Origin of the sequence: Coprococcus comes ATCC 27758, assembly GCF_025149785.1 — a bacterium.
Classification (GTDB): Bacteria; Bacillota; Clostridia; order Lachnospirales; family Lachnospiraceae; genus Allocoprococcus; species Allocoprococcus comes.
The window spans coordinates 874,412-899,426 of record NZ_CP102277.1 but is presented as its reverse complement, the minus strand read 5'-3'; the positions used below and the strand labels follow the sequence as shown (position 1 = coordinate 899,426).

The 25,015-nt window shown below is 42.4% G+C and carries 21 protein-coding genes and 1 riboswitch; of the genes, 7 read left to right on the top strand and 14 right to left on the bottom strand.

Annotated elements, in window-relative coordinates; translation table 11 throughout:
• Positions 1–4: 4 nt before the first annotated feature.
• From rsmH to NQ556_RS04490, 11 genes are all read right to left on the bottom strand, one after another.
• Positions 5–940: a 16S rRNA (cytosine(1402)-N(4))-methyltransferase RsmH gene (gene rsmH / locus NQ556_RS04540; protein WP_008371903.1), complete on the bottom strand. Its 936-nt coding sequence runs from the start codon at positions 938–940 to the stop codon at positions 5–7.
• A gap of 26 nt (positions 941–966) precedes the next feature.
• On the bottom strand, positions 967–1,404 hold the full coding sequence (gene mraZ, locus NQ556_RS04535; protein ID WP_022220764.1) for a division/cell wall cluster transcriptional repressor MraZ: 438 nt from the start codon (positions 1,402–1,404) through the stop codon (positions 967–969).
• A gap of 287 nt (positions 1,405–1,691) precedes the next feature.
• Entirely contained in the window at positions 1,692–1,934 is a 243-nt protein-coding gene (locus NQ556_RS04530) for a hypothetical protein (RefSeq protein WP_008371907.1), read from the bottom strand.
• A 66-nt stretch (positions 1,935–2,000) separates the two neighbouring features.
• Positions 2,001–2,840: a DegV family protein gene (locus NQ556_RS04525; RefSeq protein ID WP_008371909.1), complete on the bottom strand. Its 840-nt coding sequence runs from the start codon at positions 2,838–2,840 to the stop codon at positions 2,001–2,003.
• 100 nt (positions 2,841–2,940) lie between these two features.
• Complete coding sequence (locus NQ556_RS04520; RefSeq protein WP_008371910.1) at positions 2,941–4,110, bottom strand: FtsW/RodA/SpoVE family cell cycle protein; 1,170 nt, start codon at positions 4,108–4,110, stop codon at positions 2,941–2,943.
• Positions 4,111–4,291: 181 nt separating this feature from the next.
• Positions 4,292–5,338: an electron transfer flavoprotein subunit alpha/FixB family protein gene (locus tag NQ556_RS04515; RefSeq protein WP_008371912.1), complete on the bottom strand. Its 1,047-nt coding sequence runs from the start codon at positions 5,336–5,338 to the stop codon at positions 4,292–4,294.
• Between the two features lie 24 nt (positions 5,339–5,362).
• Positions 5,363–6,145 (bottom strand): electron transfer flavoprotein subunit beta/FixA family protein, encoded by a 783-nt coding sequence (locus NQ556_RS04510; RefSeq protein WP_008371915.1) that lies wholly within the window; start codon positions 6,143–6,145, stop codon positions 5,363–5,365.
• A 12-nt stretch (positions 6,146–6,157) separates the two neighbouring features.
• Positions 6,158–7,309 (bottom strand): acyl-CoA dehydrogenase, encoded by a 1,152-nt coding sequence (locus NQ556_RS04505; RefSeq protein ID WP_008371917.1) that lies wholly within the window; start codon positions 7,307–7,309, stop codon positions 6,158–6,160.
• A 35-nt stretch (positions 7,310–7,344) separates the two neighbouring features.
• A complete protein-coding gene (locus tag NQ556_RS04500) occupies positions 7,345–8,217 on the bottom strand; it encodes a 3-hydroxyacyl-CoA dehydrogenase family protein (RefSeq protein ID WP_022220766.1) in 873 nt (290 codons plus the stop codon).
• 69 nt (positions 8,218–8,286) lie between these two features.
• A complete protein-coding gene (locus tag NQ556_RS04495) occupies positions 8,287–9,063 on the bottom strand; it encodes an enoyl-CoA hydratase-related protein (protein WP_022220767.1) in 777 nt (258 codons plus the stop codon).
• Positions 9,064–9,091: 28 nt separating this feature from the next.
• Positions 9,092–10,273, bottom strand: coding sequence for an acetyl-CoA C-acetyltransferase (locus NQ556_RS04490; RefSeq protein WP_022220768.1), 1,182 nt, complete (start codon positions 10,271–10,273; stop codon positions 9,092–9,094).
• A 342-nt stretch (positions 10,274–10,615) separates the two neighbouring features.
• Here NQ556_RS04490 and ptb point away from each other — a divergent pair, with 342 nt between their 5' ends.
• Entirely contained in the window at positions 10,616–11,527 is a 912-nt protein-coding gene (gene ptb / locus NQ556_RS04485) for a phosphate butyryltransferase (RefSeq protein WP_022220769.1), read from the top strand.
• Positions 11,528–11,540: 13 nt separating this feature from the next.
• On the top strand, positions 11,541–12,611 hold the full coding sequence (gene buk / locus NQ556_RS04480) for a butyrate kinase (RefSeq protein WP_173685220.1): 1,071 nt from the start codon (positions 11,541–11,543) through the stop codon (positions 12,609–12,611).
• A 346-nt stretch (positions 12,612–12,957) separates the two neighbouring features.
• On the opposite strand, the gene NQ556_RS04475 is transcribed toward buk, so the two are convergent.
• A complete protein-coding gene (locus tag NQ556_RS04475) occupies positions 12,958–14,139 on the bottom strand; it encodes an acetyl-CoA C-acetyltransferase (RefSeq protein ID WP_022220828.1) in 1,182 nt (393 codons plus the stop codon).
• Positions 14,140–14,370: 231 nt separating this feature from the next.
• Between NQ556_RS04475 and NQ556_RS04470 the strand changes: the two genes are divergently transcribed.
• From NQ556_RS04470 to NQ556_RS04455, 4 genes are all read left to right on the top strand, one after another.
• Positions 14,371–16,017: a SulP family inorganic anion transporter gene (locus NQ556_RS04470; protein WP_204575861.1), complete on the top strand. Its 1,647-nt coding sequence runs from the start codon at positions 14,371–14,373 to the stop codon at positions 16,015–16,017.
• 72 nt (positions 16,018–16,089) lie between these two features.
• Positions 16,090–16,175, top strand: a riboswitch (ZMP/ZTP riboswitch).
• A gap of 210 nt (positions 16,176–16,385) precedes the next feature.
• The gene (gene pflB / locus NQ556_RS04465) at positions 16,386–18,638 is read left to right on the top strand and encodes a formate C-acetyltransferase (protein WP_008371938.1); all 2,253 of its coding nucleotides are present in this window, start codon (positions 16,386–16,388) and stop codon (positions 18,636–18,638) included.
• 181 nt (positions 18,639–18,819) lie between these two features.
• On the top strand, positions 18,820–19,563 hold the full coding sequence (gene pflA / locus NQ556_RS04460; protein WP_008371941.1) for a pyruvate formate-lyase-activating protein: 744 nt from the start codon (positions 18,820–18,822) through the stop codon (positions 19,561–19,563).
• 97 nt (positions 19,564–19,660) lie between these two features.
• On the top strand, positions 19,661–20,734 hold the full coding sequence (locus tag NQ556_RS04455; RefSeq protein ID WP_173699929.1) for a M24 family metallopeptidase: 1,074 nt from the start codon (positions 19,661–19,663) through the stop codon (positions 20,732–20,734).
• Positions 20,735–20,777: 43 nt separating this feature from the next.
• Here the strand turns inward: NQ556_RS04455 and NQ556_RS04450 are convergent, their stop codons facing one another.
• Entirely contained in the window at positions 20,778–21,191 is a 414-nt protein-coding gene (locus NQ556_RS04450; protein ID WP_008371948.1) for an FIVAR domain-containing protein, read from the bottom strand.
• A gap of 94 nt (positions 21,192–21,285) precedes the next feature.
• Positions 21,286–23,694 (bottom strand): InlB B-repeat-containing protein, encoded by a 2,409-nt coding sequence (locus NQ556_RS04445; protein WP_204575859.1) that lies wholly within the window; start codon positions 23,692–23,694, stop codon positions 21,286–21,288.
• 943 nt (positions 23,695–24,637) lie between these two features.
• On the opposite strand from NQ556_RS04445, the gene NQ556_RS04440 reads away from it, so the two are divergent.
• Positions 24,638–24,880, top strand: a complete 243-nt coding sequence (locus tag NQ556_RS04440) for a helix-turn-helix domain-containing protein (protein WP_008371954.1) — start codon at positions 24,638–24,640, stop codon at positions 24,878–24,880.
• Positions 24,881–25,015: the final 135 nt, after the last annotated feature.

Below are 25,015 nucleotides of genomic sequence, written 5' to 3'. Positions count from 1 at the left end.
AATTCTATACGCGCTCAAAGATACGCAGCTTCGCACTCTTAGAACGACTGTTCACTTCCATCTCTTCTTCACTTGGAAGAATCGGTTTTTTCGTAATGACTTTTCCTTTGGAAACTTTTCCACACACACATACCGGGAAAGTACTCGGACACGTGCATGGATTCTCATTCTTTTTAAAAATTCCTTTGACAATTCTGTCCTCCAGGGAATGGAACGTGATGATGCATATCCTTCCTCCCGGATTTAAAATATCGATCATATCGTCAAGTGAATCCCTGAGCACCTCCAGTTCCCGGTTACATTCAATCCGGATTGCCTGAAAGGTTCTTTTTGCCGGATGCCCCGACATCTTCTGAAACTTCATCGGTATAGACTGTCTGATAATCTCTGCCAGCTGCCCGGTTGTTTCAATAGGACCTTTCTCTCTTGCCATAACAATATGTTTTGCTATATTCTTCGCAAATTTGTCCTCACCATAGTCGCGAATGATCCGAAAAAGGTCCATCTCACTGTAGCCATTGACAATCTCCTTTGCAGATAAAGTCTGGCGTGTGTCCATCCTCATATCCAAAGGCGCATCTACGCGATAGGAAAAACCACGATCTGCCGTATCTAACTGATAAGATGATACGCCCAGATCGAGTACGATTCCATCGACCTTGTCAATCCCTTTCTCATGGAGCCTCGACTTCATATCACAATAATTGCTCCTGATTATTGTAACTCTCTCCCCGAAGTCGCTTAATCGGGTGCCTGCCGCTTCAATCGCCGCCGCATCCTGGTCTATTCCTATAAAACTCCCCTTGTTGTTTAAACGCCGACATACTTCGTATGCATGTCCGCCTCCTCCAAGTGTGCCATCAACATAAATACCGTCCGGCTTGATGTTCAGTCCTTCGATTGTCTCATCCAGTAATACTGATTTATGCTTAAATGCCATGGTGTCCTCCTAATTAAAAGATCTATTTAGATGCTAAGTCCCAAATCTTCCATGTCACTTGCAATGTCCTCGATATTTTCCTCAACATCAGCTGTACGCGCTTCCCACGCCTCTTTACTCCAGATCTCGACCTTGTCCAGCACACCTGCTAGAACAACCTCTTTTTCAAGATCTGCATAAGCGCGAAGAGAAGAAGATATCAAAACTCTCCCTTGTTTGTCAAGTTCTCCTTCCGTAGCACTTCCAAGAAAGAAACGCTTAAAGTCTCTGGCTTTTTTGTTTGTAAGCGGTAAAGTTCTAAGCTTCTCTTCAAAGGCTTTCCATTCGTTGTCCGGATACAGAAATAAGCAGCCGTCCATCCCTTTCGTAATTACGAAATGTTCTCCCAGACTCTCTCGTAATTTGGAAGGAATAATCAGCCTGCCTTTTGAATCAATACTATGATTAAATTCTCCAGTCAACATAGGATCACCTTCTTTCAAAGTGGTCTGCCACTTTCCATGCCACTTTGCTCCACTTCGCTCCACTTTCTACCACTTGTATCCATTGTACCCCACTTTTCCGCCCTTTTCAAGCACTTTTTCGAATTTATCCATTCTGAAAAAAGTCCGATAAATCATATTTTTTCCCATTTTTCATTCATTTTGTGGTGAAAAGTGGAGCGTTTTATACTCCATTCCCCACACAGTGCATAAAAAAAGTGGAGAAACCGTTCCACAATGGAACCATCTCTCCACTTTCTTCTTTTCATCTACTCAGCAGTGTTAAGTGACTGGACATAATCACTTACAGCAGAATAATCAACTTCTGCTACTGCTCTTGGCTGCTTTGATTCATACATATCATAAGCGGACCATCCAATCCAGACAACGATTGCAAGTGCAATCAGCCCAAGGATCGTATAATCAAAAGCTTTTCGCAAATTTTTCTTTTTTTCTTCACGCTTTCTGTTCGCTTTTGCCTGTTTATAATAATCTACTTTTTTCTGACTCATATCTGCAAGTCTCCTTCGCAATCATCTAACCAGTATATTTTATCACACTTTTACGATTGATACAAGCTATACTGCAATAATTACTCCGCCATCATTCGCATACATGCTACTGACACCTCTGGTATCCAGAATGATAATGTCTTTTAATTTCACACGTTCTTCCAGCATCTTCTTCACATCCTGTGCTCTCTGCGGGCAGTTACAATGCGAAATTGCAAGTACCTTGCTCTCTGGATCTTTCAGATCTGCAATCACACAATCCACCATATTCTTAAGTGCTTTTTTAATTCCGCGCGCCTGACCCAACTGACAAATCTCTCCCTTCGGAGTAGCCCCCATCACCGGCTTAATATTCAATACTGTTGCCGCAATTGCTTTTAATCCTGTAAGTCTTCCATTCTTACGAAGAGTCTCAAGCGTCTCAAGAACAAAATATGTGTGCTGCTCTTCAATATATGCTTCTACAGCAGCTACCACTTCCTTAAATGTCATGCCCCGCTCTTCACACTGCGCAATCTTCATCCCGATGAGCGTCTGTCCTACTGATGCAGATTTTGAGTTGAACACATAAATATCTTTCTCACCATATTCTTCTTCATATAAATTCTTGCCCAGTACGGCACTGTTATAAGAACCGCTCAGTTCAGAAGACAACGTAACAGCGTATACATGCTCCGCATCACAGTGATATCCTTCCATAAACGTCTCCGGAGACGGACAACTTGACTTTGGACATGTCGGGCATTCAGCTACGTTCTTCAAAAATTCAGCCTGATTGAAAGATTCATCATCAATTATATGACAATCTCCAACCTCCAGTCCCAGTGATGCTGTCTCAAACCGACCTGAAGCTTTCATCTCTGCTGTCAATTCTCCACAGCTGTCCACAATCACTTTATAACTCATAATCCAAACCTCCGAAACGTGTCATTTGCATCCATTATACGTGGTTTTCATTACCACTTATAACATCATATCACACTTTTCTTTGAAAAAAAAGCTTTTTTTACCCTTCCAGTTTAATTCTTCTGGAAATTCCAAGTGCCATTCCCATTTCTATCATCAGGAACAGGATGGATGTACCACCATAACTGATAAAAGGCAATGTAATTCCGGTATTCGGCATCATGTTCGTAACTACCATAACATTGAGAATTACCTGGATCGCGATATGTGACATAATCCCTGTCATAATCAGTGCTCCATACAGATCAGGTGCGTTCTGTGCAATAAAAAGCAGTCTGTAGATCAAAAGACCGAACAAAACCAGGATAATGATTGCTCCAAACACCCCAAGCTCTTCACAGATTGCTGACAGGATCATGTCGTTCTGCACTTCCGGTATTACCGTCTTTTGCACACCATTTCCCAGTCCTTTCCCGAAAAAGCCACCTGATCCGATCGCATATAGTCCCTGTACCGTCTGGAAAGAAATCGTTGACGCATATTTTTCCGGATTCAGCCAGGCAATGATACGTCTGAGTCGGAAGCTGGTGCTGTTCTCAAGAAGTCTTCCGAGGATATATGATCCCGCCACAAAAACAGCCAGCCCGCCGCCTGCAATCCACAGAAAAATCTTCTGCTTCTTATGTACGACAAAAAGGATACAGCAGGAAATTCCCATTACAATGATCGCAGAGCTTAGATTATCAGTCAGCACATAAACTCCCAGTGCTGCCAAACCTCCCCACTCCACAACTCCCAGCGATCCTTTCAGGGTGTGTACTTTATTCCCCATTCTGCAGATCAGGTATGGGATAAATATGATCACAGCGATCTTCATAATCTCTGCCGGCTGGAATGACTGGTTAGCCGGAAGCCGGAACCATCTTCGTGCACCATTTACCTCAATACCAAGTGGTGTAAATTTAACAAGTGCAAGAAGAAGCATGGATCCCCAGTAGCTCATTGCTGCATATTTGGAAAACATATGATAATCCAGGCGAGAAACCCACATCATCACAACAATACTTCCAAGTCCGATGAGGCCCTGCCTTTTCAGGAAGTACATCCCATCTCCGTATTCCGTTCGTGCTTCATAGGAACTGATACTGTATAGCATTACCAGTCCAAAACACATCAGAAATATAATAATCGCCAGAAGACTGTAATCAAAATAATGAACCGCCTGCTTTTTTACAGCCTTCCTTCGTCTGCTTTTAATTCTTTGTGCCATTTATTCACACTCCTACTTAAGCTATAACTACAAAGTCTATATCTTATAAAGTATACCATAATATCCCCCAGACGCACAAGCTTTCCGCACGAAAATAGAGCAGGCTAACTTCTATTCGATTTGTATACAAAAAAATGGTGCCGCTTCTTTGCGGCACCATCTTTGTTTTACCAGTTATTCTTTATTTTTTAGCAGCAACTGCTTCTTTGATCTGTTTGGTAAGTTCTGGTACGATCTTATTCAGATCTCCAACGATACCATAGTCAGCTACATCAAAGATCGGAGCTGTCTCATCTTTGTTGATTGCAATGATCAGATCAGATTCTTCCATACCTGCTACATGCTGGATCGCTCCGGAAATACCGATTGCAAAATATACCTGAGGACGAACTGTCTTTCCTGTCTGTCCTACCTGAAGATCTTTTGGTTTCCAGCCATTATCTACAACTGCACGTGAGCAGCTTACTTCTCCGCCAAGTGCTTCTGCAAGATCTTCCAGGATCTTGAAGTTTTCTGCACTTCCGACTCCACGTCCACCGGATACAAGAATCTTGGCATCCATGATATCAACCGTCTCAGATACAGATTTGACAACTTCCATAATCTCAACGTATTTATTATCCGGTGTAAATCCTGGATTAAACTCTTCTACATTTGCCTTTGCACCTTCGATCTTAGCGATCTTCTGCATAACACCAGGACGAACGGTTGCCATCTGCGGGCGGTTATCCGGGCAGGCGATGGTAGCGATCGTGTTTCCACCAAATGCCGGACGAGTCATAAGAAGCTGATTGTGCTTCTGCTCTTTTCCTGCTACCGGGTTGATCGGGAAATCACCGATCTCAAGCTGTGTACAGTCTGCTGTAAGACCTGTCTGTACTCTTGCGGATACTCTAGGACCAAGATCACGTCCGATTGCAGTTGCGCCGACTAACATGATCTCCGGTTTATATTTTTCGATAACAGATGCCAGTGCATGTGCGTATGGCTCTGTTCTATATTCTTTCAGTTCCGGATCATCTACTACGATTACTTTATCTGCTCCGTATGCTGCAAGCTCATCTGCAAGTCCTTTTACGTCAGAACCGATCAGAACGGCTGCTACTTCTGCATTTAAGTCTGCTGCAAGGTCTTTTGCTTTTCCAAGAAGTTCAAATGCGATTCCGCTCAGTTTGTTGTCTACCTGTTCAGCAAAGACATATACTCCCTTATATTCTTCTAAGTTCATGATATTCACCACTTTTCCTTCTTATTAAATGATATGTTTCTCTGTTAATTTTCCCATCAGGTAAGATACTGCTTCTTCCGGATCAAGAGTAACTTTTTCTCCTGCCCCTTTTCTTACTTTGTCAGATGCTTTCGCAATCTTTGTAGGTGATCCTGCAAGACCGATATTTGCATCATCCAAGGTAGTAAGATCTGCTCTTCCCCATGTTGTGATCTCAGCATCACAAGCATCGAAGATTCCGCCTGGTGTCATATAACGTGGTTCATTTAATTCTGAAAGTGCAGTGATAAGGCAAGGCATTTTTGCTTTCAGTACATGATATCTGTCTTCGAACTGACGCTGTACGATCACGCTGTCGCCTTCTACTTTGATATCCTGTGCATAAGAGATTACCGGGATGTCCAGATGTTCGGAAATCTGCGGTCCAACCTGTGCTGTATCACCATCGATTGCCTGACGTCCTGTGATGATCAGGTCATAATCGAGTTTACGGAGTGCTGCTGCGATGGTGCTTGATGTAGCCCATGTATCAGCTCCTCCAAGTACTCTGTCTGTTACAAGAATTGCTTTATCAGCTCCCATTGCAAGTGCTTCACGAAGCACATCGGCTGCTTTTGGAAGTCCCATTGTAAGTACAGTTACTTCTGCTCCATACTGGTCTTTTAATCTAAGTGCGGCCTCAAGACCTGCTTTGTCATCCGGGTTCATAATTGCAAGCATTGCAGCTCTGTTAAGTGTACCGTCCGGATTAAACTGAACTCCGCCTTTTGTATCCGGTACCTGTTTTACACAAACAACTATCTTCACGATTCGTACCTCCTATTTCAATAAGTTTCCAGAAATAACCATACGCTGAACTTCTGAAGTTCCTTCGTAGATTTCTGTAATCTTTGCGTCACGCATCATACGTTCTACATCGTATTCTCTGATGTATCCGTATCCACCATGTAACTGAACAGCCTTTGTAGTAACTTCCATCGCTACTTCTGCTGCATAAAGCTTAGCCTGTGCAGCTTCGACAGAGTAAACTTTCTGTGTAGCTTTTGCCATGGCAGCTTTGTATACCATCATCTTTGCAGCCTCTACCTTTGTAGCCATATCTGCAAGCTGGAACTGTGTATTCTGGAACTGACCAATCGTGCGTCCGAACTGTTTTCTTTCTTTTACATATGCGATTGTTCTGTCAAGTGCGCCTTCAGCGATTCCAAGAGCCTGAGCGGCAATACCGATACGTCCGCCATCAAGAGTATGCATAGCGATACCGAACCCCTTGCCCTGTGCTCCAAGGAGATTTTCTTTTGGAATACGGCAGTCTTCAAAAATAAGCTCGTATGTTGAAGATCCACGGATACCCATCTTCTTCTCTTTGGTTCCGAATGTGAATCCCGGAGTGTCTTTCTCTACGATGAATGCAGAAATCTCTTTCATCTTTCTGCCACGTTTTTCAACAATACCTGTTACGGCGATAATGATGTAAACATCTGCTTCTTTACCGTTTGTGATAAAGCATTTTGATCCGTTTAATACCCATTCATCTCCGTCGAGAACAGCCTTCGTCTGCTGTCCCTGTGCATCTGTACCTGCTCCTGGTTCTGTAAGACCGAAAGCTCCAAGCTTTCTTCCTGATGCAAGATCCGGAACATATTTTGCTTTCTGTTCCGGTGTTCCGTATGTCAGGATCGGGTCAATACAAAGGGAGGTATGTGCAGATACAATTACAGATGTTGTAGCACAAACCTTTGCAAGTTCTTCTACACACATTACGTATGTCAGGGGATCGCATCCCTGTCCTTCGTATTCCTTCGGTACCGGAATACCAAGAAATCCATATTTCGCCATTTTTTCAACTGTTGCTCTTGGGAAAACTTCTGTCTCGTCCACTTCCTGTGCAAGTGGTTTTACTTCGTTTTCTGCGAATTCTTTAAACAGAGTTCTCGCCATTTCGTGTTTCTTATCTAATCCGAAATCCATTTATTCTTCCTCCATGTCTTTATTTAGAACATCCATTACTGTGCATCAACCGGAGTTTTTGTGCGGTCTGCATTGTATACATAGAATCCTTTTCCGCTCTTAACTCCAAGGTTTCCACCACGGACCATCTTACGAAGCAGCGGGCATGCACGATATTTGCTGTCGCCTGTTTCTGCATAAAGTACATCCATGATAGCAAGGCAGATATCAAGTCCGATGAAATCACCAAGCTCCAGAGGTCCCATTGGATGGTTTGCACCAAGCTTCATTGCTGCATCGATTCCTGCGATGTCAGATACACCTTCCATCTTGATGAAAGCTGCTTCATTGATCATCGGAACAAGGATACGGTTTACTACGAAACCTGCTGCTTCATTAACCTGTACAGGTGTCTTTCCGATTTCTTCTGCAATCTTCTTGATTGCATCTACAGTTTCAGCCGGTGTATTTACGCCTGCGATCACTTCTACTAATTTCATACGGTCTGCCGGGTTGAAGAAATGCATACCGATCATTGGACGGGTAAGTCCGTTGCCGATTTCTGTGATAGAAAGGCTGGAGGTATTTGATGCAAAAATGCATTCAGGTTTTGCGATCTTATCAAGTTCACTGAATGTAGTTTTCTTAACTTCCATGTTCTCAAATGCTGCTTCTACGATCAGATCACAATCTGCGCAGAGATCTTCTTTGAGTCCCGGAGTAATTTTTGCAAGAATTGCATCAACTGCTTCCTGAGTTAATTTTCCTTTCTGAACAAGTCTGTCATAGCCTTTAGCGATTTTAGCTTTTCCGCCTTCTGCCCATTCCTGTTTGATGTCACAGAGTGCTACTTCATATCCATCTACCTGAGCAAATGCCTTTGCAATGCCCTGTCCCATTGTTCCTGCGCCAATAATTCCTACTTTCATTGAAATTACCTCCATTTTATAAATTTAATTTTCCAGGGGAGAGTTAATTCTCCCCTTTATTAAACGAACTTATTTATTAAGGAAAGCTTCTACTTTTCTCTTTTCAAGGAATGCTGCCATTCCTTCTTTCTGGTCGTAGGATTCAAAGCATCCGCCGAAGAGTTTTTCTTCTACTACGATTGCCTCATCCATTCCCTTTTCAAGACCTTCATTGATTGCCTGTTTGCAGTGTCTTACTGCGATCGGTGCATTCTTTGCAATGCCTGCTGCCATCTTCTTTGCTGCCGGCATCAGTTCTTCCTGCGGATATACGGCATTTACAAGACCGATTCTGTAAGCTTCGTCAGCTTTGATATTTCTTGCAGTGTAGATCATCTGCTTTGCCATACCAGGTCCGACAAGTCTTGCAAGTCTCTGTGTTCCACCAAATCCAGGTGTAATTCCAAGGCCAACCTCCGGCTGTCCGAATACTGCATTGTCTGAACAGATACGGATATCACAGCTCATGGAGATTTCACATCCGCCACCAAGAGCGAATCCATTAACTGCTGCGATTACCGGAATCGGAAGTGTTTCGATCTTACGGAAAATATCATTTCCTTTCTTTCCAAAAGCTTCTCCCTCTTCTTTTGTAAGAGTACTCATCTCAGCGATATCTGCACCGGCTACAAAAGATTTTTCTCCTGCTCCTGTAAGGATCAGGCATCTGACTGCATCAAGATCAACACCGTCGATCGTTGCATCAAGTTCATCAAGAACTGCACTATTCAGTGCGTTCAGTGCCTTTGGACGGTTAATGGTAATAATTCCAACCTGTCCTTCTACTTCATATGTAATAAATTCCATCATCAACATCTCCTTTTGATCTGGTTTATTAATCACGTTCTACGATTGTAGCGCATCCCATTCCGCCACCGATACAAAGTGTTGCAAGACCTTTCTTTGCATCACGTTTCTGCATCTCATGAAGAAGTGTAACAAGGATACGGCATCCTGAAGCTCCTACTGGATGTCCGAGAGCAATTGCTCCACCGTTTACATTTACTTTATCCATGTCGAATTTCAGATCATGTGCTACTGCAAGTGACTGTGCTGCGAAAGCTTCGTTTGCTTCGATCAGATCCATATCATCTACAGAAAGCCCTGTCTTAGCCATTACTTTATTCGTAGCTGCAACCGGTCCAACACCCATGATAGATGGATCTACTCCGCCGAGTGCTCCTGCTACCCATGTTGCCATCGGTGTAACGCCGAGCTCTTTTGCTTTTTCTTCACTCATAACAACGATTGCTGCTGCTCCGTCATTGATGCTGGAAGCATTTGCTGCTGTTACAATACCATCTTTTTTGAATGCCGGACGAAGTCTTGCGATTCCTTCTGCTGTTGTTCCCGGACGCGGTCCTTCATCTGTATCAACTACGATGGTTTCTTTTTTCTTCTTCACTTCTACAGGAACAATCTCATCTTTGAATTTTCCTGCTTCGATTGCTGCGCAGGCTTTCTGCTGGCTTGCTGCTGCAAATTCATCAAGCTGTTCTCTTGTGAGTCCCCACTGTTCTGCTACATTCTCAGCAGTGATTCCCATGTGATAGTCATTGAATGCATCCCAAAGTGCGTCATTTACCATTGTATCGATCATCGGTGCATTACCCATTCTGTATCCATAACGTGCGTTTTTCAGTGCATATGGAGCCATAGACATATTTTCCATACCGCCTGCTACAACGATATCAGCATCTCCTGCCTGGATCATCTGTGCAGCCATGTTCACACAGTTAAGTCCGGATCCGCAAACAACGTTAACCGTAACTGCCGGTGTCTCGACCGGAAGACCTGCTTTTAAAGAAGCCTGACGTGCAACGTTCTGTCCAAGACCTGCCTGGATTACACAACCCATATATACATGATCAACCTGTTCCGGAGCAACACCTGCTCTATTTAAAGCTTCTTTGATAACGATAGATCCTAATTCCGGTGCCGGAGTTGTAGAAAGAGCTCCACCCATACTTCCGATTGCTGTACGACACGCACCTGCTAACACGATTTTCTTTGCCATCACTTTTTCCTCCTTTTACATCTTAATGGTAAGTATCACTTCTTATTAAATATATACTGTTTTACTTTCCGTTTTTAAGATTTTCGCAAGGGACTTTTTTGTCCTCTTTTTTTAATATACTACCCATTTCCCGTTCTGTCAAATATTTATCAATCATTTTTTATCATTTAATTTTCTTTTAACATTTTCACCAACATTTTTTCACAATACATCTGCATTATTCGTCATTTCCAACACACCACTTTTATATTGACCTTTCCCAGATATGGTGCTACACTTAAGATTGTTAAAAATTATTCAACCAGAATACTATAATTAAATTATGAATGAGAAGGTGTGAAAATGAGCAAAAGTTTTGAAGAATTAATCTCAAAAGCAAATCAAAAAACCTTAAAGAAAGTCTCTGTTTCCAACGCACAGGATGAGCCGGTACTGCAGGCTGTCAAAGCTGCAAAAGAGCAAAATATCGCAACAGCCATCCTTGTCGGTGATGAAGCCAAGATCCGCGAGATTGCCGCTTCTATTGATATGGATCTGACAGATTTCGAGATCATCAATGAGCCTGATACCGAAGCAGCTGCATTAAAGGCTGTTGAGCTTGTACACAACGGCAAAGCTGATATCCTTTTAAAAGGATTGCTTGAAACAAAGACATTCTTAAAGAGCGTATTGAATAAAGAAGTCGGACTTCGTACCGGAAAGATGCTGTCTCATGTATGCGTATTTGAGATTGAAGGCATTAACCGTCTTCTGTTCTTCACAGACGTAGCTTTCAATACATATCCAACCCTTGCAGATAAAGTCAATATCATCAACAATGCAGTAGAAGTCGCACATGCATGTGGCATCGAATGCCCGAAGGTTGCTCCTCTGTGTGCAGTTGAAACAGTGAATCCAAAGATGCAGCCAACAGTCGATGCCGATAATCTCACCAAGATGTACGAGGGTGGCGATTTCAAAGGATGCCAGATCTACGGACCACTTTCCATGGATCTTGCGATCGATCCGGAAGCAGCTGTTCACAAAGGTGTGACTAATCCAGTAGCCGGACATGCTGATATTCTCCTCTTCCCGAATATCGATGCAGGAAATATCACATATAAGATTCTTGTCCGCACTGCAAAGGTCAAGATCGGTAACGTACTTGTCGGAACAAGCGCTCCGGTTGTACTTACATCACGTTCTGATGATTTCCAGACAAAACTGAATTCTATCGCTCTTGCGACCGTAATCGCAGGATCGATCACAGACTAAGGAGGATCTTTTTATGAGCTATAAAATTTTAGTAATCAACCCGGGATCTACTTCTACCAAGATCGGTGTGTACGAAGACGAAACTTTGTTATTCGAAGAAACACTCCGTCATTCCACCGAAGAGATTGCAAAATATGCAACCATCGTTGACCAGAAAGATTTCCGTAAAGAACTGATCGTAGATATTCTCGCAAAGAACAGCTTCGACATCAAATCTCTGAATGTTGTAGTAGGACGAGGCGGACTTTTAAAACCGATCCCAGGTGGAACCTATCCAGTATCTGACGCACTTCTTGCTGACTTAAAAGCAGGTGTGCAAGGACAGCATGCATCGAACCTTGGAGGCATCCTTGCCCGCGAAATCGGTGATGAGATCGGAGTTCCTTCTTACATTGTTGACCCGGTTGTTGTCGATGAGATGGAACCTGTTGCAAGATATTCCGGAATCCCGGAACTTCCGCGTATCAGTATCTTCCATGCACTGAATCAGAAAGCTGTCGCAAAACGCTACGCCAAAGAACAGAATGTATCTTATGATTCCCTGAATCTTGTAGTTGTACACATGGGCGGCGGTGTATCTGTCGGTGCTCATAAAAATGGCAAAGTTGTCGATGTCAACAACACGCTTGACGGAGACGGACCTTTCTCACCGGAACGTTCCGGCGGTGTACCGGCAGGCGCACTCGTAAAAATGTGTTTCTCCGGTCAGTACACACAGGCTGAAGTATATAAAAAGATCAACGGGAAAGGCGGTCTTAACGGATACCTTGGAACCAACAACATGCGCGACGTTGCAGAACGTGCCTTTGAAAAGGGTGACAAAGAAGCAGCCGGTGTATTCCACGCATTCACTTACCAGGTTGCCAAAGAAGTCGGCGCCATGGCAGCCGTACTTAACGGCAAAGTAGACCAGATCCTTCTCACCGGCGGTATCGCATACAGCGATTATGTAACATCCGAGATCAAGGAAAAAGTCGGATTCATCGCCCCGATCACCGTCTACCCGGGTGAAGATGAACTCCTCGCCCTCGCTCAAGGCGCTCTCCGTGTATTAAACGGCGAAGAAAAACCTCTGGTATATTAATTTTTTCCAAAACCCTAAAACATGCAAAACGCATATATCTCATCGTAGAAAAAAGTCTGGCACACCTCGCCAGACTTTTTTAGTTATTACGCTTTTATTTAATAATGTCAATAGCTTCGAGGGACAAATTGGGCAAAAGATAATGCGTCTATTCGTCTTTTGTGCAATGGAGATGAAACCCAAAAATCGTGGAAGCCTCTGCTGAACACGATTTTCGCTTTAGGGGTTCATCGGAATGGTTTGCACAACTAGAATAGACGCATTATCTTTTGCCCAATTTGTCAACACAACCTAAATCATTCAAAAAAGGCAGACACTAAAAAGCATCCACCCTTTTTTTCTATCCCTAATCTCTTTTAACTACAGCAGAGCATCCCATTCCGCCACCAACACAAAGTGTTGCAAGTCCTGTATGTACATCTTCTTTCTGCATCTCATACAACAAGCTTACAAGGATTCTTGCACCTGAGCAGCCAACCGGATGTCCGAGAGCAATTGCTCCACCATTGACATTCAGCTTACTAAGATCAAATCCAAGATCTTTTCCAACAGCTACAGACTGTGCTGCAAATGCTTCGTTTGCTTCGATCAGATCAAAATCTCCGATCTCCATTCCCAGCTTCTTCATAACCTTACGTGTTGAATAAACCGGTCCGATTCCCATGATTGCCGGATCACATCCTGCGAGTTCTCCGCCGATCCATGTTGCCATAGGTGTTACGCCAAGCTCTTTTGCTTTTTCTTCGCTCATAACGATAAGTGCAGCTGCACCATCATTGATTCCGGATGCGTTACCTGCTGTAACCATACCGTCTTTCTTAAATGCAGGACGAAGTTTTGCAAGACCTTCTTTTGTGATTCCTTTACGAGGACCTTCATCTGTATCTACAAGAATCGTTTCTTTTTTCTTCTTCACTTCGACCGGAACAATCTCGTCTTTAAATTTACCTTCTGCCATTGCTTTTTCACATTTGTTCTGAGACCATGCTGCAAATTCATCCAGTTCTTCTCTTGTAAGTCCCCACTGTTCGCAGATATTTTCTGCTGTGATTCCCATATGATAATTATGGAATGCATCGGTCAGACCATCCTTGATCATAGCATCTTCGATTGTCGCATTTCCCATACGATATCCATAACGTCCGTTTCTCAACATGTACGGAGCCATTGTCATATTTTCCATACCACCTGCAACGATGATATCTGCATCTCCAGCTGCGATCAGCTTCGCTGCAAGGTTTACACAGTGAAGACCGGATCCACAAAGTACGTTGATAGTTGTTGCCGGTACTTCATTCGGGATTCCTGCATATACAGCTGCCTGACGTGCCGGGTTCTGTCCGTTGCCAGCCTGGATAACATTTCCCATATACACTTCGTCAACCTGATCCGGAGAAACACCCGCTCTTTTGAGAGCTTCTTTGATTACGATCGTTCCAAGCTCTACAGCCGATGTATTTGCAAACTGTCCGCCCATTACACCGATTGCTGTACGACATGCTCCTGCTAAAACAACTTTTCTTGCCATGATAAAAATCCTCCTTTTATATTCACAAAAATCTGATAGTTCTATTATAATCCCCTTGTTTTCACTTTTCAATAGTTGATTGATATTTTTTTAACATTTTTCTTGTGTACTATAATAGAAACATCTGTTAACTTTATTGAAACACATCTTAATAAATGTTAAGATTTTGTCTTGTGTTTATATATTTTTAATACTTTTTATACTTATTTTATCGAAAGGATTTTATCTCACATGAACGAATTAAGACCAAAACTTTTCGACGTCATGAAGAGCTACACCAAAAAACAGCTGATCAAGGATATCATTTCTGGTATCATCGTTGCCATTATTGCTCTTCCCCTCTCAATCGCACTCGCAATTGCTTCCGGTGTCGGACCAGAGCAGGGACTTTACACCGCGATCATTGCCGGTTTCTTTATCTCTTTCTTCGGAGGGAGCCGTGTACAGATTGGCGGACCGACCGCTGCATTCGTTGTTATTATTTACGGAATTGTTGCCAGTTATGGAACCGACGGTCTGATCGTCGCAACCATCCTCGCCGGCATTATCCTTGTCATCATGGGAATCTGCCGTTTCGGTTCTCTGATCAAATACATTCCTTACACGATCACAACCGGATTTACCTGTGGTATTGCTGTCACCCTGTTTATCGGACAGCTGAAAGATTTCTTCGGTATGGATATTGCTTCCGTTCCATCTGAATTTCTGGACAAGGTCATTGTCTATGCAAAAAATATCAGTACGATCAACCTAACCGCCACCCTGATCGGTCTTTTAGCTGTTGCGATCATGCTACTTTGGACAAAAGTAACTGATAAAATTCCGGGGTCTTTGGTTGCCATCGTTGTTACCACTGCAATCGCTTATTTTGCAAAACTTCCGGTCAACACCATTGGAAGTGTGTATGGAAAACTGAATTCTGCTTTTCCTTCTTTCCATGTTCCATCTATTACCATGAACCTGATACAGCAGATGATCTCACCAGCATTTACCATTGCTGTTCTTGCAGCGATTGAATCCCTGCTGTCCGCAGTTGTATCGGATGGAATGATCGGCGATACCCACAAATCCAATGCCGAACTGATCGGACAGGGTCTGGGAAATATTTTCTCCGGTTTCTTTGGTGGAATTCCTGCGACCGGTGCAATCGCCAGAACTGCTGCCAATGTCCGCAATGGCGGACGGACTCCGATTGCCGGAATCGCACATTGTATTACACTTACAATCATTCTTCTGGTACTGATGCCACTTGCCGCCCTGATCCCAATGACAACACTTGCTGCTGTTCTTCTGGTGGTTGCCGCAAATATGGCCGACTGGAGTTCCTTCTTCCGTTTGTGTAAGAATGCTCCTAAAAGTGATATCATCGTTCTGGTTGCAACCTTCTTTCTGACCGTATTCTTCGATCTGGTTGTTGCCATCGAAATCGGTGTTGTCCTCGCCGCCTTGCTTTTCATGAAACGTATGGCAGAAACAGCTGATATCAAAGCCTGGAAATATACCGATTCACCGGACATTACCCCGGGGGAAGCAGAAAAACTACGTGAGATTCCACATTCCATAAGTGTATTCGAAATCTGCGGACCAATGTTTTTTGCCGCAGCCGATCAGCTTCTTGGCATCAACAGCGATCATCGTACCAAAGCAGTCGTCATCCGTATGCGAAGTGTACCGGCTATCGATGCCAGTGCAATGAAATATCTCCATGAACTTGCTGAGCGTGCAAAGAAAAAGGATATCCATCTGATTTTCTCCCACGTCAATGAACAGCCGATGAAGGTTATGAAAAAAGATGGATTCTATGAACTGATCGGAAAAGAGAATTTCCATGAAAATATTGTAAGTGCACTGGATTATGCGGAAACACTTGTAAAATAGTTTTGCGATTATTATGTTTTTTCAAAAAAACAATTTTGTCATTGACATTTATATAGCAATTTGTTAAATTAAAGTTGCTCATATGACTGACGGAAGTGGAATGAACCACAGGGAAATATGAGGATTTGATTATTTAGCCGACCGTCTGGGCGATTCAGCTCAGATGCCGGCTTTTTTTACGCATTTTTATAAGATTATCATAAATCAGGGCTATATAAAAGGCGTAAACATCCATCGGTTCTTCTGGCTGAACCTTTTCATATGTCTGGAATTTGCCAGAACTTTCCGGGCATAAACCGCAGCAATACAGTGTATAATAACCAGGTCATAGGTACTATGGCTCACCCACAAGAAGGAGGAATAACCAAATGATGCAGAAAGAACAATGGCAGGGATTTGAAGGAAGACTCTGGAAAGAAGAAATCAATGTTCGTGATTTTATCCAGAACAACTACACACCTTACGAGGGAGATTCTTCATTCCTTGCAGACCCGACCGAAGCAACAAACCAGCTCTGGGGCAAGCTTCAGGAACTCCAGAAAGAAGAACGTGCAAAAGGCGGCGTTCTGGATATGGAAACAGAAGTGGTATCTTCTCTTACCGCTTACGGTCCAGGTTATATCTGCGAAGAACTGAAAGATAAAGAACAGGTTGTGGGTCTTCAGACTGACAAACCTTTAAAACGTGCATTTATGCCGTTCGGTGGAATCAAAATGGCTGAGGAAGCATGCAAAACTTACGGATATGAACCAAACCCGAAATTTCATAAAATCTTTACAGATTATCATAAAACACATAACCAGGCAGTATTTGATGCCTACACACCGGAAATGAAAAAAGCACGTCACGCAAAAATCCTTACCGGTCTTCCGGATACTTACGGAAGAGGACGTATCGTCGGCGATTACCGCCGTGTTGCCCTCTACGGAATCGATCTTCTGATCACCATGAAGCAGGATGACCTTGCAAACTGCGGATATGGCTCTATGCGTGACAACGTGATCCGGCAAAGAGAAGAGCTTGCAGAACAGATCCGCGCCCTCAAAGGCATGAAAGAAATGGCTGCTGCCTATGGATTCGATATCTCAGAACCGGCTAAGAACGCAAAAGAAGCATTCCAGTGGCTGTACTTCGGATACCTTGCAGCAATCAAGACTCAGAACGGAGCTGCCATGAGTGTCGGACGTATATCTACCTTCCTTGATATCTACATCAAGAGAGATATGGAAGCAGGAATCCTTACCGAAGAAGAAGCTCAGGAATTAGTTGACCATATGACAATGAAATTCCGTATGGTTAAGTTCGCACGTATCCCATCTTACAACCAGCTCTTCTCTGGTGACCCGGTTTGGGCTACACTGGAAGTCGGCGGAATGGGACAGGACGGACGTTCTATGGTAACAAAGACAGACTACCGTTTCCTGCACACCCTGGAAAACATGGGACCTTCTCCGGAACCGAACCTGACTGTGCTTTACACAGAACGTCTTCCGAAGAACTTCAAGGACTACGCTTCACATATTTCTATTGAAACAAGTTCTATCCAGTACGAAAATGATGATGCAATGCGTCCGGTATGGGGCGATGACTATTCTATCTGCTGCTGCGTATCTGCAACACAGACAGGTAAAGAAATGCAGTTCTTCGGAGCAAGAGCAAACCTTGCAAAATGCCTTCTTTACGCGATCAACGGTGGTGTCGACTGCAAATCAAAAGATCAGGTAGGACCGGCTTACACACCAATCACTTCTGAATACCTTGATTATGATGAAGTAATGGCTAAATACGACAAGATGATGGACTGGCTCGCTGGACTGTATGTAAACGTACTGAACCTGATCCAGTACATGCATGACAAATACTACTATGAAGCATCTCAGATGGCACTGATCGATACCGATGTACGTCGTACATTTGCAACAGGTATCGCAGGATTCTCCCATGTAGTTGACTCCTTAAGTGCGATCAAATATGCAAAAGTGAAAACAATCCGTGACGAAAACGGACTCGTTGTAGATTTCGAGACAACCGGTGATTTCCCGAAATACGGAAATGATGATGACCGCGCAGATGATATCGCAGTATGGCTTCTTCAGACATTTATGAAGAAACTGAAAAAGCATCACACCTACCGTGAATCCGAACCGACAACTTCTATCCTTACCATTACCTCAAACGTTGTATATGGAAAAGCTACCGGTGCTCTTCCGGACGGAAGAAAAGCAGGCGCACCGCTTTCACCTGGAGCAAACCCAAGCTACGGTGCAGAACAGAACGGACTTCTTGCTTCCCTGAACTCCGTTGCCAAGCTGCCTTACGAATGGGCACTTGACGGAATTTCTAACACCCAGACCATCAACCCGGATGCAATCGGACATACTCCGGAGGAGCGCATTAACAACCTGGTAAATGTTATGGACGGATACTTCTCTCAGGGTGCTCACCATCTGAACGTCAACGTATTCGGAACAGAAAAACTTCTTGACGCTATGGAACATCCGGAAAAAGAAGAATACGCAAACTTTACGATCCGTGTATCAGGATATGCGGTTAAGTTCATCGACCTTACACGCGAACAGCAGCTCGATGTGATCGCAAGAACCTGCCACGATCGTATGTAATTACCGAACTTACACTCTTTTGCCAAACATATCGTTATGCTGAAAGTCATGCATTTTAAAATGCATGACTTTCGGCACATACAGAGATGCTGCTGGCAGCTTTTCCTGCATACTAAGGCATTTAAAAGACTCTGCCTGATCCGCAGTTTTCCAATCACACAATGAAAAAGGAGATTTTCATATGACTCAAATCAAAGGACTTATTCACTCTACAGAAAGCTTTGGTTCTGTTGACGGGCCTGGGGTACGTTTTATTATATTTGTTCAGGGATGTCCACTGAGATGTCAGTTCTGCCATAACCCTGACACCTGGAATATGACAGATAAAAACGGCGCCACCTGGCGCAGTGCCGATGAGCTTCTTGCGCAGGCTCTGCGTTACCGCACTTACTGGAAAAATGGCGGCGGAATCACCGTAAGCGGCGGAGAACCTCTCCTTCAGATTGATTTTCTGCTGGATCTTTTCAAAAAAGCAAAGGCAAAAGGTATTCACACAACGATTGATACTGCAGGCGGTCCTTTTACCAGAGAAGAACCATTTTTCTCCAAATTCCAGGAGCTGATGCAGTATACCGATCTTCTTCTTGTTGATATCAAGCATATCGATGAAAAATCTCACAAAGAGCTGACCGGAAAAACAAATAAAAACATTCTGGATATGATCCGCTTTCTCTCCGATATCAAAAAACCTGTCTGGATCCGCCATGTGCTCGTACCGGAGCGCAGCGACTATGATGAATACTTAAACCGGTTAAATGATTTTATCCAGACACTTGATAATGTAGAAAGAGTAGAAATCCTGCCTTATCACACACTTGGTGCCTACAAATGGAAAGAGCTGGGACTTGATTATCCTCTCGAAGGGATCAATCCACCTTCGAGAGAACGTGTGGAAAATGCAAAAAAAATCCTGCACTGTTCGTAAGACATATTTTAAAAAATAGATGGCAGCTTTCTCTTCATATTTTGCCTGTAATGTGCTATGATTGGTGTAGTGTATTTAAGAGAGGAGAATTATAGCAATGAACGAAAGAATGGAACGCGTATTGCAAAAAATGGAAAAAAAAGGAATCGATCAGTTACTTGTATCTGATCCACTCAGCATCCGCTTTTTAACGGGCATCATGGTACATCCAGGGGAAAGATTGTACGCTCTGCTGCTTCGTACAAACGGAAAGCACACCATGTTTTTGAACTATCTGTATTATGTATCTGATACAGGATTTGAAGAAGTATGGTTCAGTGATATGGATGATCAGATCGGGGTTCTGACAGAACATATCGATACCAAGGGCGTAATCGGTATCGACAAAGCATTTCCTGCTCGTTTCCTGATCCCGCTTCAGGAACGCTGCCCGGAACTGAAAACGATATGGGGATCTGACTGTGTAGACGGTGTTCGTGCTGTTAAGAATGAAGAAGAAATCAAGATCATGAGACAGGCATCTGTAATCAATGACATGGTTATGGAAAGAGCTGCTGCCTACATTAAAGAAGGCATGACAGAAAAACAGATTGCTGATTTCATTGAAGCAGAATACTACAAAGAAGGCGCAACAGGACTCAGCTTTGATACGATCGTATGCTTCGGTGCTAACGCTGCTGACCAACATCACTCACCAAGCGAGACAAGAACTTTGAAAGCCGGAGAATGCGTTCTGATCGATATGGGATGCATCTGGAACGGTTATTGCTCAGATATGACAAGAACCTTCTACTGCAAGAGCGTAGACGAAGAACAGGCCGCAATCCATGACCTTGTTCGTACAGCGGTTGAGAAAGCAGAAGCCATCATCAAACCAGGCGTACGTTTCTGTGATATCGATGCGCAGGCAAGAGATCTCATCGGCGAAGCAGGATACGGAGAATACTGGAAGATTCGTCTTGGACATTTCATCGGCCAGGAAGACCATGAATACGGTGATGTAAGCCCGATCAACAAGAACGTAGCTGAACCGGGTATGATCTTCTCGATCGAACCGGGAATCTACATCGAAGGCAAATACGGTGTACGTATCGAGGACCTCGTTCTCGTAACAGAAGACGGATATGAACTTCTTAACGTAGTAGATAAAAAATATAGAACAGTTGGTTAATTGTTCTTCCATTACTTCAATATAGAACCAAAAAAGACACGCATTACTGCGTGTCTTTTTTGGTCAACCCCTGGATCGCGTTAACAATTTCCATATACGTTTCTTCGATTGCATCCTGTCCGGGAACCCCACGTAAAAGTGTATTTCCCTTCTCTACAGCTGCTTTCAGCTCATTTACGGATTCATCGGTATAGGTCTCTGTATTAATAGATTCTGTGTTGTCAATTAATGCTTTTAACTGCGTCTTGTCTAACTTCTGTGGTGTGATGGTAATTGTATCGCCAACTTTTTGTGTGGTATTCTTTCCCCCATTCAAATTTTGCCGTACAAAATAAATACCTCCACCAATCACCACACATGCAAGAAGTATGACAAGAACAGAACCTATCTCTGTCCCGCGGTCACGATGAGTTTTCTTTGGTCTTTTTACGATAGTTAGATTCGTATGCTTATTCATATAGAAATATCCTTTATAAACTTCAGGTAGCTGTGAGAGAACTCACAGCCACCTGATTAAATTCACATCATCTGTGCTTATTGCTAAGACCAGATTATGCGTTTCTTCTTCTGAAGAATGCTACAACTGCTGCAGCACCTGCAATAAGAAGTGTTGCTACGTATACGAATACGTTGCTATGATCACCAGTCTGAACTGTATCAGATTTTTGCTCATTTGCTTTCTTAGCAGATTCCTTCTTGTTTGTCTTTTTGTCATCTTTTGCTACTGTTGTAGATGTTTTGTCATCTTTCTTGTTCTCTTCAATTGAAGTACCCGGTTTTTCTTCTGGAGTACTTGGTTTTGAAGGATCAACTGATGGCTGATCCGGATCAACTGGAGTTTCATTCTTTTCAAGAACAGCTGTTACTGTGTAGTCATCAGCTACTCCGTATGGGAATGCGATTGATGTTGCATTTGCATCAAGGTTGTAGATTTCTTCGCCAGCTTTGTTTGTTACTTTCCAGCCTTTGAATGTATATCCTTCATTTGCTACTACTGTCGGAAGGAATCCAAGGTTGTATTCTGCTTCCTGAAGGTTTTCGTTATGAAGTTCTGTTGCTCCTTCGTATCCTTCGAATGATCCTGCTACTGAATCGATTACAACTGTTGCATTTGCTACTGCTACTTCTTCTTCATTCTTTTCAAGAACAGCTGTTACTGTGTAGTCATCAGCTACTCCGTATGGGAATGAAATTGATGTTGCATTTGCATCAAGGTTGTAGATTTCTTCGCCGGCTTTGTTTGTTACTTTCCAGCCTTTGAATGTATATCCTTCATTTGCTACTACTGTCGGAAGGAATCCAAGGTTGTATTCTGCTTCCTGAAGGTTTTCGTTATGAAGTTCTGTTGCTCCTTCGTATCCTTCGAATGATCCTGCTACTGAATCGATTACAACTGTTGCATTTGCTACTGCTACTTCTTCTTCATTCTTTTCAAGAACAGCTGTTACTGTGTAGTCATCAGCTACTCCGTATGGGAATGAAATTGATGTTGCATTTGCATCAAGGTTGTAGATTTCTTCGCCGGCTTTGTTTGTTACTTTCCAGCCTTTGAATGTATATCCTTCATTTGCTACTACTGTCGGAAGGAATCCAAGGTTGTATTTGCTATCCTGAAGGTTTTCGTTATGAAGTTCTGTTGTTCCTTCGTATCCTTCGAATGATCCTTCGTTTGAATCGATTACAACTGTTGCATTTGCTACTGCTACAGCCGGTGTTTCTTCAACTTTTTCAAATTCAGGTGTAATTGTTACATAACCAACATTAGATCCTTCTGGGAAATGTGCAAGTCCTGTCACACCAAATGTTTTAGCATCTGCATCCCAATTCTGTGTTTCAGCGCCTTCAACTTTCCATCCAGTAAACTTGTATCCATCATTTGCTTTTACTGCCGGAATTTCAAACTGCTGGTCTGTGTCTGCAGCAATACCTTTGAAAGAAACAACTGTTGATGGTGCATAATCCGGGAATGATCCTTTTTCTGAATCAATAATATTGAAATATACTTCTACTGTTTTTTCTTCAGCTGGTTCTTCTTTAGCTTTTACATTAACATTAACATCTGCATCCTTACCATATTCTACAGAAGTACTCCACTTATCATCTGCAAGTTCGTATCCTTTTGGAATTGTAAGATCTTTTGCAGTAAACTCAGCGCTTTCTCCAACTTTACCATTCTTTTTAATGGTCTGGATATTATCTTTAATATAATTGTCTGAATTTACATCAACGTAATGTACACGTAATTCAGCATCTTTTTTCTCTACTGCAGCTTCTTTTTCTTTGAATGTCGCCTCGAATGTCACATATCCATCATTCTTGTCTTTTTCATAGAATGCTAATCCTGAAACATAAAATGTTTCTGACTCTGGTAACCAATCTGCTTCATTAGCTCCACTAACATGCCATCCAGTAAATTCATATCCTTCTTTTGCTTCCACTTTCGGAATAGGATGCGCGTCTCCGTCAGTTTCATCTAAATCATAAGTTACTACTTTAGCTCCAGCCGGGTCTGTAAATTTTCCTTTTTCAGGATCAACATTGAAAGCAACATGAGCAGTTTTCTTTATCTCTACTGGTTTAATAACTGCTTGAATAGCTACAAACTCTGAAGTACCAGCAGCTCTTACAATATCCTCATAACTCATTTGGGCAGTAGCATCAAAAAACTTATCATTAATTGTCCATCCCTTGAGCTCATATCCCTCTTCAACAGTAAGTGTTGGTGGCGTGATAGTATCACTGCTCGTCATCTCTTTAGTTAAAAAGTGTTGTCCGTCTGCACCCACTGCATAATCCCAGTAATTGAAAGTTACTGTAATGTTAAATGCTTTTTCATCTGTAGCAACAGTTGTAGCAGAACTATTGTTATCAGCCGCAACAACCGGTACAGCATTTACTCCAACGAGCATTACTGCGACAGAGAACGCACATGCCTGATGAAGTACTCTTCTCTTTTTCATCTCTAATTTCCTCTCTTTCTCATCTTAAAAAATTATATGCTTTTTTGCATACGTATCCTATCTTGGTTATTATAAGTCTTAATTTTTAAGAAGTCAACAGTATTATCTCTTTTTCTAGGACTTCCTGGTCTTTTTAACATACTTTTTTCAAAACATTTTATTTTTTCTTTTCTTTTTCAAAACAATTAAATGTTTTATTAACACTTTCACTATAATAGTGGGTTTTTAATGTTATTTCCCCTATTTTTCAGTATTTTAATAGGTAAATTCTTTATAAATAATTCGATAAAAAACCATAGTTTTCAAAATTGCATCTTCTTATCTTTGTGCTTTATAATAAGAAAGTAGTAAATTTGAAAGGAAACCGTTTTCATGAAAGACATTGGCAAGATTCTGAAATATGCCCGTGAGAATAAAAAATATACACAAAACAAGTAATGGAATTAACCGGCATCCACAGGAAATCGCTTTCTGGTTAAGAGAACAACGTTGCCGAGCCAAATCTATCAACCTTTGCGACTCTTGCCAATCTCTATGGTATTTCTGCCGATGAAGTATTAGATATTGGTGGAAAAGCTTCTTCCGACTCTCTGCCTCAATGTGAATTCCAGGTTCTTTCTTTATTTAAAGAACTTGACCCCAAACATCAGGAAGAACTCCTGATTCAAATCACCGCACTTGTCAGATTTTTGCATACAAAAAATATGGCGCCGCAAGTCTCACAATTCCTATTTCGTTAGAGATCATAGGCGGAAAAATTAAAGTTTAGAGATTAAAGTTTGAATATGATAGCACATGTGTATCTTTAATTTTAAGACTTTTTGATTTATTAGTACTTTTTCTAAGAATTCTACTCTTTTTAACGTCTATTTCTTATATAATAGCAATAGTACATACCACTTCACTTATATTATATATGAAATCTTCGAAAGGACGATCGCCCATGGAACATATAGGAGAAATTCTCCGGACAGCACGTGAAGATAATTTTTATACTCAGAAGAAAGTAATGGAACTGACCGGTATCAACCGCAAGACTCTGTCCGGCTATGAGAACAGTGTAGCTGAACCAGATCTTGACACATTTGCCAGATTACTCCGCTTATATCAACTTTCTGCGGATGAAGTATTAGGAATTAAGACTTCTACCCCCCCCTCGCATTTTTCCCTTTCGCGCTGCGAATGAAAAATGCTTACTCTTTTCCAAAAATTTGACACCAGCCACCAGGAAGAGCTTTTGATTCAGTTTCAATCTCTCGCAGACTATCTCGATAAAAAATCAAAATAAATTGTCATTGCTTTTTCCTGCTCTGACCATTTA

Excerpts from the sequence above, each read along its gene's own strand:
- pflB (WP_008371938.1), top strand. The coding sequence starts at position 16,386 with ATGATGCAGAAAGAACAATGGCAGGGATTTGAAGGAAGACTCTGGAAA.
- NQ556_RS04530 (WP_008371907.1), bottom strand. The coding sequence starts at position 1,934 with ATGAGTCAGAAAAAAGTAGATTATTATAAACAGGCAAAAGCGAACAGA.
- NQ556_RS04445 (WP_204575859.1), bottom strand. The coding sequence starts at position 23,694 with ATGAAAAAGAGAAGAGTACTTCATCAGGCATGTGCGTTCTCTGTCGCA.
- NQ556_RS04505 (WP_008371917.1), bottom strand. The coding sequence starts at position 7,309 with ATGGATTTCGGATTAGATAAGAAACACGAAATGGCGAGAACTCTGTTT.
- mraZ (WP_022220764.1), bottom strand. The coding sequence starts at position 1,404 with ATGTTGACTGGAGAATTTAATCATAGTATTGATTCAAAAGGCAGGCTG.
- ptb (WP_022220769.1), top strand. The coding sequence starts at position 10,616 with ATGAGCAAAAGTTTTGAAGAATTAATCTCAAAAGCAAATCAAAAAACC.
- NQ556_RS04495 (WP_022220767.1), bottom strand. The coding sequence starts at position 9,063 with ATGGAATTTATTACATATGAAGTAGAAGGACAGGTTGGAATTATTACC.
- NQ556_RS04450 (WP_008371948.1), bottom strand. The coding sequence starts at position 21,191 with ATGAATAAGCATACGAATCTAACTATCGTAAAAAGACCAAAGAAAACT.
- buk (WP_173685220.1), top strand. The coding sequence starts at position 11,541 with ATGAGCTATAAAATTTTAGTAATCAACCCGGGATCTACTTCTACCAAG.
- NQ556_RS04440 (WP_008371954.1), top strand. The coding sequence starts at position 24,638 with ATGGAACATATAGGAGAAATTCTCCGGACAGCACGTGAAGATAATTTT.
- NQ556_RS04475 (WP_022220828.1), bottom strand. The coding sequence starts at position 14,139 with ATGGCAAGAAAAGTTGTTTTAGCAGGAGCATGTCGTACAGCAATCGGT.
- NQ556_RS04500 (WP_022220766.1), bottom strand. The coding sequence starts at position 8,217 with ATGAAAGTAGGAATTATTGGCGCAGGAACAATGGGACAGGGCATTGCA.
- NQ556_RS04455 (WP_173699929.1), top strand. The coding sequence starts at position 19,661 with ATGAACGAAAGAATGGAACGCGTATTGCAAAAAATGGAAAAAAAAGGA.
- NQ556_RS04470 (WP_204575861.1), top strand. The coding sequence starts at position 14,371 with ATGAACGAATTAAGACCAAAACTTTTCGACGTCATGAAGAGCTACACC.
- NQ556_RS04490 (WP_022220768.1), bottom strand. The coding sequence starts at position 10,273 with ATGGCAAAGAAAATCGTGTTAGCAGGTGCGTGTCGTACAGCAATCGGA.
- rsmH (WP_008371903.1), bottom strand. The coding sequence starts at position 940 with ATGGCATTTAAGCATAAATCAGTATTACTGGATGAGACAATCGAAGGA.
- NQ556_RS04525 (WP_008371909.1), bottom strand. The coding sequence starts at position 2,840 with ATGAGTTATAAAGTGATTGTGGACAGCTGTGGAGAATTGACAGCAGAG.
- NQ556_RS04515 (WP_008371912.1), bottom strand. The coding sequence starts at position 5,338 with ATGAACTTAGAAGAATATAAGGGAGTATATGTCTTTGCTGAACAGGTA.
- NQ556_RS04520 (WP_008371910.1), bottom strand. The coding sequence starts at position 4,110 with ATGGCACAAAGAATTAAAAGCAGACGAAGGAAGGCTGTAAAAAAGCAG.
- pflA (WP_008371941.1), top strand. The coding sequence starts at position 18,820 with ATGACTCAAATCAAAGGACTTATTCACTCTACAGAAAGCTTTGGTTCT.